This is a genomic window from Hyphomonas chukchiensis, from assembly GCF_000682695.1.
In the GTDB taxonomy this organism is placed as follows: Bacteria; Pseudomonadota; Alphaproteobacteria; order Caulobacterales; family Hyphomonadaceae; genus Hyphomonas; species Hyphomonas chukchiensis.
On record NZ_AWFG01000041.1, the window covers coordinates 1 to 12,487 of the forward strand.

13 protein-coding genes, 1 tRNA gene and 1 riboswitch are annotated in these 12,487 nt (G+C 66.5%); of the genes, 3 read left to right on the forward strand and 11 right to left on the reverse strand.

What is annotated here, in order from left to right; genetic code table 11:
* The 3 genes from HY30_RS12575 to cobU form a co-directional block, all read left to right on the forward strand.
* Window positions 1-465, forward strand: a 465-nt coding sequence (locus tag HY30_RS12575; protein WP_155839329.1) for a serine protease, incomplete at its 5' end; no start/stop codon positions are given.
* 82 nt (window positions 466-547) lie between these two features.
* Window positions 548-624, forward strand: a tRNA-Arg gene (locus HY30_RS12580).
* 150 nt (window positions 625-774) lie between these two features.
* Entirely contained in the window at window positions 775-1,278 is a 504-nt protein-coding gene (gene cobU / locus HY30_RS12585) for a bifunctional adenosylcobinamide kinase/adenosylcobinamide-phosphate guanylyltransferase (RefSeq protein ID WP_034741039.1), read from the forward strand.
* Here cobU and cobD read toward each other — a convergent pair.
* The 11 genes from cobD to cobT form a co-directional block, all read right to left on the reverse strand.
* Window positions 1,268-2,260 (reverse strand): threonine-phosphate decarboxylase CobD, encoded by a 993-nt coding sequence (gene cobD / locus HY30_RS12590; RefSeq protein ID WP_051615447.1) that lies wholly within the window; start codon window positions 2,258-2,260, stop codon window positions 1,268-1,270. The genes cobU and cobD overlap by 11 nt on opposite strands.
* A complete protein-coding gene (cbiB, locus tag HY30_RS12595) occupies window positions 2,257-3,207 on the reverse strand; it encodes an adenosylcobinamide-phosphate synthase CbiB (protein ID WP_034741045.1) in 951 nt (316 codons plus the stop codon). The genes cobD and cbiB overlap by 4 nt, the downstream gene beginning before the upstream one ends.
* On the reverse strand, window positions 3,204-4,691 hold the full coding sequence (locus tag HY30_RS12600) for a cobyric acid synthase (protein ID WP_034741048.1): 1,488 nt from the start codon (window positions 4,689-4,691) through the stop codon (window positions 3,204-3,206). Before HY30_RS12600 ends, cbiB begins: the two co-directional genes overlap by 4 nt.
* Window positions 4,688-5,449, reverse strand: a complete 762-nt coding sequence (locus tag HY30_RS12605) for an ABC transporter ATP-binding protein (RefSeq protein ID WP_034741051.1) — start codon at window positions 5,447-5,449, stop codon at window positions 4,688-4,690. Before HY30_RS12605 ends, HY30_RS12600 begins: the two co-directional genes overlap by 4 nt.
* Window positions 5,442-6,434 (reverse strand): FecCD family ABC transporter permease, encoded by a 993-nt coding sequence (locus tag HY30_RS12610; protein ID WP_034741054.1) that lies wholly within the window; start codon window positions 6,432-6,434, stop codon window positions 5,442-5,444. Before HY30_RS12610 ends, HY30_RS12605 begins: the two co-directional genes overlap by 8 nt.
* Window positions 6,431-7,258, reverse strand: coding sequence for an ABC transporter substrate-binding protein (locus HY30_RS12615; protein WP_034741057.1), 828 nt, complete (start codon window positions 7,256-7,258; stop codon window positions 6,431-6,433). Before HY30_RS12615 ends, HY30_RS12610 begins: the two co-directional genes overlap by 4 nt.
* Before the next feature lie 10 nt (window positions 7,259-7,268).
* Window positions 7,269-9,116 carry a TonB-dependent receptor plug domain-containing protein gene (locus HY30_RS12620; protein WP_034741060.1) on the reverse strand — a complete coding sequence of 616 codons (1,848 nt, stop codon included), beginning with the start codon at window positions 9,114-9,116 and terminating at the stop codon, window positions 7,269-7,271.
* Between the two features lie 165 nt (window positions 9,117-9,281).
* Window positions 9,282-9,472: riboswitch (cobalamin riboswitch) on the reverse strand.
* A 55-nt stretch (window positions 9,473-9,527) separates the two neighbouring features.
* Window positions 9,528-10,130, reverse strand: a complete 603-nt coding sequence (gene cobO, locus HY30_RS12625; protein ID WP_034741063.1) for a cob(I)yrinic acid a,c-diamide adenosyltransferase — start codon at window positions 10,128-10,130, stop codon at window positions 9,528-9,530.
* Window positions 10,120-10,656, reverse strand: a complete 537-nt coding sequence (cobC, locus tag HY30_RS12630) for an alpha-ribazole phosphatase (RefSeq protein ID WP_051615448.1) — start codon at window positions 10,654-10,656, stop codon at window positions 10,120-10,122. The genes cobO and cobC overlap by 11 nt, the downstream gene beginning before the upstream one ends.
* On the reverse strand, window positions 10,647-11,405 hold the full coding sequence (cobS, locus tag HY30_RS12635) for an adenosylcobinamide-GDP ribazoletransferase (protein ID WP_034741066.1): 759 nt from the start codon (window positions 11,403-11,405) through the stop codon (window positions 10,647-10,649). Before cobS ends, cobC begins: the two co-directional genes overlap by 10 nt.
* Window positions 11,402-12,415: a nicotinate-nucleotide--dimethylbenzimidazole phosphoribosyltransferase gene (gene cobT / locus HY30_RS12640; RefSeq protein WP_034741069.1), complete on the reverse strand. Its 1,014-nt coding sequence runs from the start codon at window positions 12,413-12,415 to the stop codon at window positions 11,402-11,404. The genes cobS and cobT overlap by 4 nt, the downstream gene beginning before the upstream one ends.
* Between the last annotated feature and the right edge of the window lie 72 nt (window positions 12,416-12,487).

The following is a 12,487-nucleotide window of genomic DNA, read 5'->3' on the forward strand; positions in this document are numbered from 1 at the left end:
CCCGCCGATCTCCTCAACGGCCCGCCCCTCGTGGTTGCCGGCTATGGCCGCACGGAGGAAGACGGGCCCGGTGAGGAGGCCTTCAGCCAGACCGGCCGCCAGCTCAGCGCCCCCAAGATGCGCCTGCAGGAAGGTTATGTGCCCTTTGTCGAGACAGAGGCCTGCCGTCAGCAGATCGACAGCCTCGTCGCGCGCTATGGCCTGTCTGACATATATACGGATGTCGCCATCAGTTCCGACAGCCAGATCTGCGCCGGCGCGGGCACGACGGATTCCTGTCAGGGCGATAGCGGCGGCCCGCTGGTCTATCGCGACTATGCCGGACCGCCGGTCCAGATCGGCATTGTCAGCTGGGGCCTCGGCTGCGGCCGGCCCGAAAGCCCTGGAATCTACACCCGTGTGGCGGCTTATGCGGACTGGATTTCCGGCATTACGGGACTGCAGATCGCGGCGCCGCAGCCCTGATTGCAGTTTTCCGTGAAAACCCGTGTCAGGCAGGCTTGCAAGCTGCGAAACCTGCCTGTATGTGTCCGCCTTCCTTTTGGCGGCACCCGTAGCTCAGCTGGATAGAGCACCAGACTACGAATCTGGGGGTCAGGAGTTCGAATCTCTTCGGGTGCACCATAAGTTTCAAGGCATTGGCAATATAAGCGTCAGGACTTCGGGCCTGCCTTTGTGTTGGCCGGCTATTGTCCTGGCCGTCGTCAAAGCGGCAAAAAGCTCCCCTTTAAGACCCCACTGGAGCTGCAGCCCTCACTGCGCTAGAGCCCTCGCATGACAGCGACATTCATTCTGGGAGGGGCGCGTTCGGGCAAGAGTGCGCGGGCGCAGGCACTGGCGGAGGCGGCGGGGGAGACCCGTCTCTATATCGCCACGGCTGAAGCGCTGGATGCGGAAATGGAAGAACGGATCGCGCGCCACAAGGCCGATCGCGGCGCGGGCTGGCGCACGGTGGAGACACCGCTGGACCTAGTGGCTGCGCTGGAGGGGGCTGAAGCGCCTGTCGTGCTGGTCGATTGCCTGACGCTGTGGCTGTCCAACCTGATGCATCATGGGCGGGACGTGGAGGCGGAATGTGCGGCGCTGTGCGCTTGTTTGGCGCGTTTCCAAGGCGAGGTGATCCTTGTGTCGAACGAGGTCGGCCTTGGCCTTGTGCCGGAGACGCCGCTGGGGCGGGCGTTCCGGGATGCGCAGGGACGGCTGAACCAGCGCGTGGCGGCGGCATGTGATGTGGTGGAATTCGTCGCGGCGGGCCTGCCGCTGCGCCTTAAAGGCTGAGCGCGGCGGCGAGGCGGCGTTCGGCTTCGGCGTTCGAAGGCAGGCCGATGCGGAGGAGATCGGGGGCATAGTCGAACCGGCGGACATAGAGGCCGGCCTCGGCGAGCCGGTGCCAGAGTTGCGGGGCATTCTCGGTGCGGACAAGGCGGAAGAGATCTGTCCCGCCTACGAGCCAGAGGCCTGAATCCAGAAGAATTTTATCGAGACGGCGGCGGGCGGCAGCGAGCTGTTCGCGCGTTTCGGCCTGCCAGTGATCGTCACCATAGGCCTGTCTGCCAATCGCGAGGGCCGGGCCGGACACGGGCCAGACGCCGAGGCGCTGGGACGTGGCTTCCAGCAGGGTAGGCGGGCCGAGCAGGGCGCCGAGGCGGAGGCCCGCGAGGCCGTAGAACTTGCCGAAGGAGCGCAGGATGATGAGGCGTTCGGCGCCTGCCATGGGGGCGAGGCTGAGGGCGGGGACAAGGTCTGCATAGGCTTCGTCGACGATCAGCCAGCCATTGCGGGCCGCCTGGCGGGTCAAAGCCTGCCCCAATTGTGACCGTTCGTGGACCATTCCCGTGGGATTGTTGGGGTTACAAAGGACCAATGCGTCGACTTTGCCCGCTTCTGCCAGCGGATCGGCCGTTTCGAGCACGTCGGCGCCGCTCGCCCGCCATGCGCGCGCATGGTCGCCATAGGTGGGTGAGGCGAGGGCGACGGTGCGCGGCGCGATGACGGTGGGCAGGAGACGGATCAGCAGCTCGCTGCCGGGGGCCAGCAGGAGGGCAGACTCCGGCGCGCCGATGGCACTGGCCATGGCGGCGCGGCAGGCCTGCATGGCGGCGACAGTGGGCAGGTGCTGCCACGCGGCGGCGGGAAGGGCGCCGGCGAGGTAGGGCCAAGGGTTGATGCCGGTGGAGAGGTCGATCCATGGGGTCGGCGCGTTCGGGTAGGCGGCCTGCATGCGGTCCAGCGCGCCGCCATGGAGGAGGTCGTCATTCATGCGAGGCTCCTGATCCATGCGGTTGCGGCGAGCAGCATAGCGAGCAGGACCATGGCGCGGAGATAGAGGTTGAGGCCGCGCTTCAATGCCAGCGGTGAGGGATCGGGCGCGCCAGCGTTCAGCCATGGCTCGTCGCTCACGCGGTCCCCATAGCGGCGCGGGCCGGAGAGGCGGACGCCGAGGGCGCCGGCCATGGCGGCCTCGGGCCAGCCGGCATTGGGCGAGCGGTGACGGCTTGCATCGTGCAGCAGGGTGCGAAGTGCGCTTGTGCCTCCGGACCTGGCTGCAAAGGCAAGACCCGTCAGGCGGGCGGGGACGAGATTGGCGACATCGTCCAGCCGGGCGGCAAAGCCGCCAAAGGCGGCGTAACGCTCATTCCGATGACCGATCATGGAGTCGAGCGTGTTCACGGCCTTGTAGGCGGCGAGGCCCGGCAGGCCGAACAGGGTACCCCAGAAGAGGGGAGCGGTGACGCCGTCGGACGCGTTCTCGGCAAGGCTTTCAAGCGCGGCGCGGGCAATGCCAGACTCGTCGAGCCGGGCCGGGTCGCGGCCGACGATTTGCGAGACGGCGGCGCGCGCGCCTGCTATGTCACCAGCGGAGAGGGGGCGGGCGACGGCAGCGACATGTGTGTAGAGGCTGCGCGAGGCGATGAGGCTGGAGGCGAGCAGGGCCTCTATGGTCCAGCCGAGGATCGTGTCCGGCAGGGCGCGCGAGATGGCAAAGGCGAGGGTGGTTGCGGCGGAGATGGCGAGCAGGGATGACAGGGCGCCCGCCACATAGCGTGCGGGGTGGGGCCATGAAGGCTGATTGAAGGCGCGTTCGAGCCAGCTGATCCCGGCGCCGAACCACACAACCGGGTGCCGGATCAGGCGGTAGAGCCAGCCGGGCCAGCCGAAGGCGGCCTCGATGGCCCAGGCCGCCAGCATCAGGCCCGCCGCGCTCATGCCGTGCCGGGATGCCAGCCGGGTGCGCGCGCCTCGGCGAAGAGGCGGTCCACGTCAACGGCGGCTTCCACGCCGTCGGCCAGTGCATCCAGCGCGCGCTCGACCTCGCCATCATAATTGAGTGCAAAATCGCCGCGTCCGCCGGAGCGGGTGATCCAGCTGCGGCGGAAGCCGTCCTGCGCGAAGGCGCCGTGCAGGTAGGTGCCTTCGATACGCCCGTTCGGGCTGCGGGCGCCTTCGGGCCTGTCGTTGAGGGTGAACATGGGCCGGTCCGTGGCAGGGCCTTGGGTGATGCCGGCATGGATTTCGTAGCCGGCGACAGGTGCGCCGCTCAGGGCGCACTGGCCGCGAGTTTCATTCACCTGTTTGTCGGCAATCATGCGCGTCTCGACATCCAGCAGGCCGAGGCCTTCGGCTTCGCCGGGCAGGCCGTCAACGCCGAGCGGATCAATGATCCGTTTACCGAGCATCTGGTAGCCGCCGCAAATGCCGAGCAGGCGGCCGCCATTGCGGACATGGGCATGGATGTCATGGTCCCAGCCCTGTGACCGCAGGAAGGCGAGATCGCCCAGCGTGGACTTGGTGCCGAACAGGATCACCACATCGGTATCGCGCGGAATGGGGCGGCCGGGCGTGACCCAGTGAAAGTCCACATCGGGCTCGATGCGCAGCGGGTCGGCATCATCGAAATTGGCGATGCGCGACAGCATGGGCGCGGCGATGCGCAGGCCTTTGCCGGAGCGGGGCAGGGGCGCATCAAGGATGACGGCGTCTTCTGCGGGGAGCTGCGTGATGGCTGGCAGCCAGGGAATGACGCCGAAACAGGGCCAGCCGGTGCGTTGCTCAATGCCGCTGACGCCATCATCGAAAAGGCGGATGTCACCGCGAAACTTGTTGACGAGGAAGCCGCGGATCATGTCGGCATCGGCCGGGTCGATCACGGTCTTCGTGCCGACAAGGCTGGCGATGACGCCGCCGCGCTCGATGTCGCCGATCAGGCAGACGGGCACGCCGGCGCGGCGGGCAAAGCCCATGTTTGCAATGTCGCGATCGCGCAGGTTGATCTCGGCGGGGCTGCCCGCGCCTTCGACGAGAACGAGGTCATACTGGTTGGTGAGCCGGTCAAAGCTTGCCATCACCGCGCCCATCAATTGGTCGCGATGGGACATGTAATAGGCCGCGTCCATTGTCTGCACGGCCTTGCCATGGACGACGATCTGGGACTTGCGGTCTGTCTCCGGTTTCAGCAGGACGGGATTGAAATCCGTGTGCGGCGCAATGCCTGCCGCGAGCGCTTGCAATGCCTGCGCGCGGCCGATCTCGCCGCCACCGGGGCAGGCGGCCGCATTGTTGGACATGTTCTGCGGCTTGAAGGGCGCAACGCTGAGGCCTCGCCGCCGGGCAATGCGGCAGAGCGCAGCGGTGAGCACGGACTTGCCGACATCCGATCCCGTGCCCTGCAGCATCAGCGCGCGGGCCGTCATGCGGCGCCCTCGATATGGACCAGCGTGCCATGGACACGGGCGCGGACACCGTAGATTTCGGCGAGGCGTTCGGCGGTGAGGGTTTCGGTCGGCGGACCGTCGGCGACGATGCAGCCATCCTTCATCCAGATGAGCCGGCTGGCATAGCGGGCGGCAAGGGAGATGTCGTGGAGGACGACAAGGGCGCCGCCGCCGCGCGCGACATAGGACTGGATGATGTCCATGATGCGGAACTGGTGGCGCGGGTCGAGGGCGGCAACGGGCTCGTCTGCCACGAGCAGCGGCGCCTCGGCGGCGAAGGCGCGGGCGCAATGGACGCGGGCGAGTTCGCCGCCGGACAATGTGTCGGCGGAGCGGTGGGCGAGGGCGGCGAGGTCGCAGGTCTCCATCGCGCGATCAACGGCGTCGGCGTCCGGCTGGCTGAGGCGGCCCGGCGCGGCGCCATAGGCATAGCGGCCAAGGGCGACGACATCGCGCACGGCATTGGGCCAGGCGAGCGGGCGCTGCTGGGGCAGGTAGGCGACGCGGCGCGCGCGTTCCATGGGCGAGAGGCGGGCGCAATCATCGCCGTTGAGGGTCGCGGTGCCTGCGTCACGTTTCTCAAGGCCGAGCGCGGCGCGCAGCAGGCTGGTCTTGCCGGCGCCATTGGGGCCGAGCAGCGCGACGAGTTCGCCGGGCACGAGGGAGAAGCCGGCGCCTTCGACGAGCGTGGTGCGGCCTGCTTTGACTGTCAGGTTCGTGACGGTGAGATCAGTCATTGCCGGTCCGCCTCTGTATCGCGATCCAGACGAAGGCGGGCGCGCCGATCAGGGCGGCGACGACGCCAAGCTTCAGCTCGTTGGAGGTCGGGATGATGCGCACGCCAATGTCGGCCAGCACGAGGATGAGGCCCGCAAAGAGCGCCGAGGGAACAAGCGAGCGGGCGGGATCATGCCCCACGAAGGGCCGTATCACGTGCGGCGCGACAATGCCGACAAAGCCGATGGCGCCTGCGAGGGCCACCGAGCCGCCCGTCGCGAGCCCGGCGCCGAGCACGGTGAGGATGCGCTGGGTGCGGAGGTTCAGGCCGACGCCGCTGGCGGCTTCCTCGCCGAGCGTGAGGGCCGAGAGGCCGCGCCGGGAGGCAAGCAGGATGGCGGCGCCAACGAGAATGAAGGGCGCGGCGAGGCCGATCTCGCGGAAGCTGCGATTGGCGACCGAGCCGAGCATCCAGTTGATCATGTCGGCGAGCGAGAAGGGATTGGGCGCGAGGTTCATCAGGAGGCTCATGGCGGCGCCCGCAAAGCTTGAGAGGCCGACGCCGATCAGGATGAGCGTGACGACCGAGCGTGTGCGGATGGCGGCGAGCGTGATGAGGCCGGTGGCCGCCAGCGCGCCAAGGATGGCCGAGAGGGGCAGGATCCAGGGCGAGAGCGCGACCAGTCCGTAATAGAGCGAGAAGGTGGCGGCGAGCGAGGCTGTGGCGGAGACGCCGAGCACGCCGGGCTCGGCCAGCGGGTTGCGGAGCAGGCCCTGAAGGGCCGCGCCACTGATGCCGAGCGAGGCGCCGACCATGTAGGCGGCGAGGGCACGGGGGAGGCGGATCTGCCAGATCACCAGCCGGTCGCCTGCGTCGCCGGCGCCGAAGAAGGCGGCGAGCACGCGCTCGGGCGACATGGGCGTCGAGCCGAGCAGGCAGGCGGCGAAGAGGGCGAGCAGCGATGCGGCCACCAGCGCGGGGAGGAGCCAGACGGCGGGTTTCATTGCTCGCTCCCTTCGGCCAGCGCTTCGATGGCGTCGATCAGGAACCAGCCATTGCAGGAGGTCCACGCGCCTTCAAGTGAAACGACGGTGCGGTCGGCCAGCTGGGCGCGGGCGACGGGGTGGTTCATCGGGCTCCAGGCGTCCGGATGATTGGTGCGCGAGCCGAAGAAGGCGGCGGCGATGACGTCCGGGGCTTCATAGGCGAGGCGCTCGAGGGGAATGGAGCGCCAGCCGGGCTGTTGCTGGAAATTCTCGAGGCCGGCGGCAAGGATCATTTCGTGCACGAGGGAGCCGGGGCCGCTCGTGACGCCGGCGGGGGTCATGTAGAGCGCGGACTTGCCGCTGCTGCGCTGGGCCAGGTGATCGAGCCGCGCCTGCGTTTCGGAGGCCAGGGCGGCGCCGCGATCATGTTCGCCGAGGCCGTCGGCGATGCGCTGGACATTGGCGAGTACGCCGGGCAGGTCGCCGGCCCAGCCGACATCGAGCACGGTGATGCCGGCGCGCTCGAAGAATTGCGTCGCGTCCGGTCCGCCGCCATAGGAGCGCACGACCAGATCCGGCTTCAGCAGGATCACGTCTTCCGCAATCGGACGGACGGTGCGAAGGCCCTGGGCGGCATCGCGCATGTAGGAGAAGTCCTTGTCCGCATTGGGCGACACGGCGAGGATGCGGTCGCGGTCTGCAAATTCAAGGACGTACTGGTCGGCGCAATAGTCGAGACTGACGACCCGGACGGGGCGTGCCGTATCGGCCGCCGGCGGTGTGGGAGGACCACCGCAGGCGGCCAGCAGCCCGGCCAGGAAAAGGATCGTCAGTCTCGACACGCTGCTTCCTCTAGTAACGCAGTCTCAGGCCGACACTGCCGGAGAGGCCGGGTGTGCCGTAGCCGAGGACTTCCTGATAGTGCTCGTCGAACAGGTTTTCGATGCGGGCGAAGAGTTCGACACTGTCGGTCAGGTCATAGCGGCCTGTCAGATCGACCCGCGTCCAGCTGTCGAGCGTGCCGCCGCTGGAATTGGGCTCCTCGCCATTGTAGCGGACGAGAACAGCGCCGGAGAGCGGGCCATCGGGATCGAGCGAGACCGTAACGTCGCCGCTATGTTCCGGCATGCGGACGAGGGCATTGCCGTTGCCGTCTTCGGCGTCGATATAGGCGTAATTGGCCGAGACGCCGAGCCAGTTGGTGAACTGGTAGCCGCCGGTCAGCTCAATGCCTTCGGAGGTCACGAAGGCGATATTGTCGTATCCGGCGGTATAGGAGAAATCGATCATGTTCTCCGTTTCCTGATGGAAGACGGTGGCGCCGGCCTGCGCGCGGCCATCCAGAGAATTCCATTCGACGCCGAGATCATAGGCTTCGGATGTCTCCGGTTTCAGGTTGGCATTGGGTTCTGTCAGGCCACAGAACGAGCAGACATAGGTCGACTGGAAGATGGAGGGCGCCTTGAAGCCCTGACCCCAGCTGGCCCGCAGCAGGACCTGGTCGGTCGCGCTGTATGCGGCTGCGACACGGCCTGTGGTTTTGGAGCCGAACGTGTCGGTATCGTCGACGCGCACGCCGCCCGTGAGGGTCAGCTTCTCGACCGGCTTGTACTCATAGAGGGCAAACAGGCCATCAATCGTCGAATCGGAGTCATTGGCCGTCGTGTCTTCGCGTTCGGCGCCGAAGGCGAGCTTGTTGGCGGCATTGACCGTGAACGTGCCCTGGTAGCGATAGACCGCGCGGTCGCCTTCGGCGGCATAGCTTTGCGCGCCATCGGTGAAGTTCTTGCGGGTGATGTCGGAATAGCCAACCACGAACAGGTTTTCGAGCCGGTCATCGAACAGCGGCACTTTCAGCGAGAGATTGCCTGAGAGCGAATCTGACTCCGTCGACTCGTCGCCATCGGCTGTGCTGCCCTGCGCGCCGCCGGAATAGCTGTCATACTCGCTGGTGGCATCGCTGTAGAGCAGCGTGCCATCGAGGCGCATCTGGCTCGGCAGGTTCAGGCCGCCGCGCGCCGACAGGGTTGTGGAGTCGTAGCCGTCCTTCTCGGTATTGCCATTGGCTTCGTCGGCCTTGGAGATGCCGTCCGTGGTCATGCCGGTGGCGGCGATGCGGAAGTCGCCGGTGTCATTGGCGCCGCCAATGGATGCGCCTCCGCGGAACGTGTTGAACGAGCCGTATTCGCCGAACGCGCTGCCGCCGAGGCCGTCTTCCGGACGCTTGGTGGTAATGGCGACCACGCCGCCAATCGCGTCGCTGCCCCACAGCGTGGATTGCGGGCCCTTGAGCACTTCGATGCGTTCGATGTTCTCTGTGTCGAGATAGGCGAAGTTGTAGCCGCCGCCTGTGCCCGAAGGGTCGTTGATCGGCACGCCATCCATCAGGACAAGCGTCTGGTCGCTGGAAGCGCCGCGGATGCGGACAGTTGCGTTGCCGCCAAAGCTGCCGCTCTGGTTGATGGTGACGCCGGGCGCGGAGGCAATGGCATCAAGGGCAAAGTCGAAGCCGAGCTTGTCGATGGTCTCGGCGCTGATGATCGAGACGCTGGAGCCGACTTCGGTGGCCGTCTGGTCGAGGCGCGAGCCCGAAACGATCACGGTGTCGAGCTTGGTTTCTTCGGTATCAATTGCCTGGGCTAAAGCTGGCGCAGCCATAGCAAGGATGGTCATGCCCAGAAGGGCAGTCTTGAAAGACATAGTAGCATTCCTCTGCACCCTTGCCGCCCGCGAGGAGGGTACATTTCACAACGACATGCTGGCCCACTGCGAAACGCAGCCGGGCGGCCAGGCCTGATTTTACGGTTGTCGTCACAAAGGACTGGCGTTTAGCCTTCCCGCCCACTGAGAACTTTCCCCGGTTCTCGGACGAACGACGCGATGGCAGGTCTCCTGGCTCACCGATCATCACTTCAGGCCGGCCTTCCCAGGGCAAAAGCCCCAGTGGCAAGTTTGGCCATCAGCTCCTGGCTGACAGTTGCGGGTACAGCGCCGGATTTAAACCGGCTTCCCTCTTAGCTCCCGGTTAGGGGAGCACCATCTGCTGTGTCTGTTGCTGTAAGCGCGAAAGGCTGTCAACAGAAATGCGCGCTGCAGGGCGTGCTGGCGGGATCAGAAATCGAGGCCGCGCTGGGCCTTGATGCCGGCCTTGAACGGGTGCTTCACCTCGGTCATTTCGCTGACCAGATCGGCATAATCCATGAGTTCCGGCCTGGCATCGCGGCCCGTCAGGATGACGCTGGTGCGGTCGGATCGGGCCTTTAGGCCGTCAATCACGGCCTGCACGTCGAGATAGTCATAGCGCAGGGCAATATTGATCTCGTCGAGCACAATCAGGTCATAGTCGCCGCTCTGCATCATCTCGCAGGCGCGGGCGAAGGCGGCTTCGGCGGCGGCAATGTCGCGGTCCTTGTCCTGCGTGTCCCAGGTGAAGCCTTCGCCCATCGTGTGCCAGGTGACCTGATCGGCGAACTTCGCAAAGAACTGGCGCTCGCCGGTGATCCACTTGCCCTTGATGAACTGGACAACGCCCACTTTTTGGCCCCAGCCAAGCGCCCGGATGATGACACCGAAGGCCGAGCTGGACTTGCCCTTGCCATTGCCGGTGTGGACGAGGATGAGGCCGCGCCCGGGATCGCGGGCTTCGGATGTTTTCTTCTTCTGCTCGGTCTGCAGGGCCTTCATCTTTTCCGTATGCGTCGGGTCAGTGGTCATGCAGGAAGTCCTCGCGAAGGGTGATGAAATGGCCGAAGCCGATATTTGTGTTGTAGCCCTGGGATGTCGCCTCCTTGGCCAGCGCCGCCTTGATGACGCCCGCATGGGTGACAATCAAGGCGTGGCTTTCGCTGGTCTGCCATTCGGCCAGCGCTGCACGAACGCGCGCGGTCAGCATGGCGACGCTTTCGCCGCCATGGGGGCGGGCATGCAGGAAGTCGGTTGCCCATTGGTCGAGTTCGGCGCGGGGGATGTCGGACCAGGGGAGACCCTCCCATGCGCCGAAATCCATTTCGCGCAGGCGTTCGTCCATGGTGACCGGCAGGTTCATCGCCTCGCCAATATGCTCGGCCAGCAGGCGGCAGCGTTTGAGCGGGCTCGTGGCGATACGGTCCGGTGGGGGGAGGGCGGCCACCACGTCGCGCGCTTCCGCCGCAAACGTGTCAGCCACATCGAGATCCGTCATGCCGTAGCAGACACCGGACGCGATGGCGGGTGTGGTGTGGCGCAGCAGGGTCAGAGCCATGCGAGCAGCCCGAGATAGAAGCCGATCTCGCTTGCCTGCTGCACGGCGCCCAGCGTGTCGCCCGTATAGCCCTTGAGCTTGAACTCGAAGAAGGCGCGCATGGCGACATGGCCGATCGCGAGGCCGATGAGGCCATAGAGGAGAGGCGCCACGGGCAGGAGATTTATCCATGCGAGGCAGATGGCTGCACCGGTAATGATGGCAATCAGCAGGCTCGGCAGGGAGAGGCCTTTGGCGACGGGCTTGCCCGTGCCTTCGGCGCGGACATAGCGGCTGGTGGCAATCGTGAGAACGCTCGACAGGCGCGAAAGGCCATGCGCTGCGGGGAAGGCAAAGAGCAGCATATGTGCGGGCAGGGCGGTGAGCGTCGCCGCTTTCAGGGCGAGGGCGGCGACAAGCGCCAGCGTGCCATAGGTGCCGAGGCGGCTGTCGCGCATGATCTCCAGCGCGCTCTCTCGCGTGTGCCCGCCGCCGATGCCGTCGAACGTGTCGGCGAGGCCATCCTCATGGAAGGCGCCGGTGACGAGCAGGCCGGCGGCCACGGCGATGATGACGCTCACGAGGAGCGGGAAGATCAGGAGGGCGCCCCAGAAGACCGCGCTGCAAAAGGCGCCAACCAGCGCGCCCACGAGCGGGTAATAGGCGGCGGAGGTGGCCATGCGCGCCTCGGTATAGGTGAACCAGCCCGGCACAGGCAGGCGCGTCAGGAACTGGACGGCCAGCAGGAATGACGCGATCTGGTTCCTCATGCAGGGCCGCTGACGCCGGCGCTGTCAAAGCTCGCCATCTCGCGTAGCATGGCGGCGGCGGCCTTGACCAGCGGCCAGGCGAGGAGGGCGCCGGTGCCTTCGCCAAGGCGCATGCCAAGGTCGAGCAGGGGTTCAGCGTCCAGCGCTTCGAGCACGCGGGCATGGCCGGCCTCGGCAGAGCGGTGTGCATAGATGAAGAACGCGGCTGCCTCGGGCATCAGGTCGCTGGCGCAGAGGGCGGCGACGCTGGCGATGAAGCCATCGACGATCACGATCGTGCCAGCCTGCGCTGCGCCCATCATGGCGCCGGCCATCATGGCGATTTCGAAGCCGCCATATTCCATCAGCGCCGTGCGGGCATCGAGATGTGCCTCGGTGCGGGCGGCGGCCTTGCCGAGCAGGCCCCGCTTGCGGGCAAGGCCGGCATCATCAAGGCCCGTGCCGCGACCGGTCATGTCTTCGACCGGCAGGCCGAGCACCTTTGCGGCGACAAGGCTCGAGGCGGATGTATTGCCGATGCCCATCTCGCCGAAACAGGCGACGGCGTGGGTTTTTTCAGCGCCAAGCGCGCGGCCTGCGGCGATGGCCGCGTCCACCTGTGCGCCGGTCATGGCCGGGCCTTCAAGGGCATTCGCTGTACCGGCACCGATGCGGCGGGAGACGAGGGCCGGATGATCAACGGGTTCGCCCGCCACGCCGCTGTCGACGATGCGGATATCGGCGCCGAGGCTGCGGGCGAATACGTTCGCTGCCGCGCCGCCATTCAGGAAGTTTGCCACCATCTGGCGCGTTACGTCCTGCGGATAGGAGGAGACGCCAGCGGCTGCCATGCCATGATCGGCGGCAAAAATGGTCAGGAGGCAGGTTTCGGCGGAGGGCTTCAGCGTTCCCTGTATCTGCGCGATGCGGGCAGCGAGCGCTTCCATCCGGCCAAGCGAGCCGACCGGTTTGGTCTTCGTGTCGATGGCGTGCTGCAGGGCGGCGGTGAAGTCAGTGTCTTGGGTGATCATGCCGCCTGATAGCAAATGCGCGGGCCTTGGATAGGGGCGCTGTTGTTTTTGCTCGGAATGACGGGCCGCCCG

Coding starts and splice junctions, on each gene's coding strand:
- cobU (WP_034741039.1), top strand. CDS start 775: ATGACAGCGACATTCATTCTGGGAGGGGCGCGTTCGGGCAAGAGTGCG.
- cobD (WP_051615447.1), bottom strand. CDS start 2,260: ATGAATGACGACCTCCTCCATGGCGGCGCGCTGGACCGCATGCAGGCC.
- cbiB (WP_034741045.1), bottom strand. CDS start 3,207: ATGAGCGCGGCGGGCCTGATGCTGGCGGCCTGGGCCATCGAGGCCGCC.
- HY30_RS12600 (WP_034741048.1), bottom strand. CDS start 4,691: ATGACGGCCCGCGCGCTGATGCTGCAGGGCACGGGATCGGATGTCGGC.
- HY30_RS12605 (WP_034741051.1), bottom strand. CDS start 5,449: ATGACTGATCTCACCGTCACGAACCTGACAGTCAAAGCAGGCCGCACC.
- HY30_RS12610 (WP_034741054.1), bottom strand. CDS start 6,434: ATGAAACCCGCCGTCTGGCTCCTCCCCGCGCTGGTGGCCGCATCGCTG.
- HY30_RS12620 (WP_034741060.1), bottom strand. CDS start 9,116: ATGTCTTTCAAGACTGCCCTTCTGGGCATGACCATCCTTGCTATGGCT.
- cobO (WP_034741063.1), bottom strand. CDS start 10,130: ATGACCACTGACCCGACGCATACGGAAAAGATGAAGGCCCTGCAGACC.
- cobC (WP_051615448.1), bottom strand. CDS start 10,656: ATGGCTCTGACCCTGCTGCGCCACACCACACCCGCCATCGCGTCCGGT.
- cobS (WP_034741066.1), bottom strand. CDS start 11,405: ATGAGGAACCAGATCGCGTCATTCCTGCTGGCCGTCCAGTTCCTGACG.
- cobT (WP_034741069.1), bottom strand. CDS start 12,415: ATGATCACCCAAGACACTGACTTCACCGCCGCCCTGCAGCACGCCATC.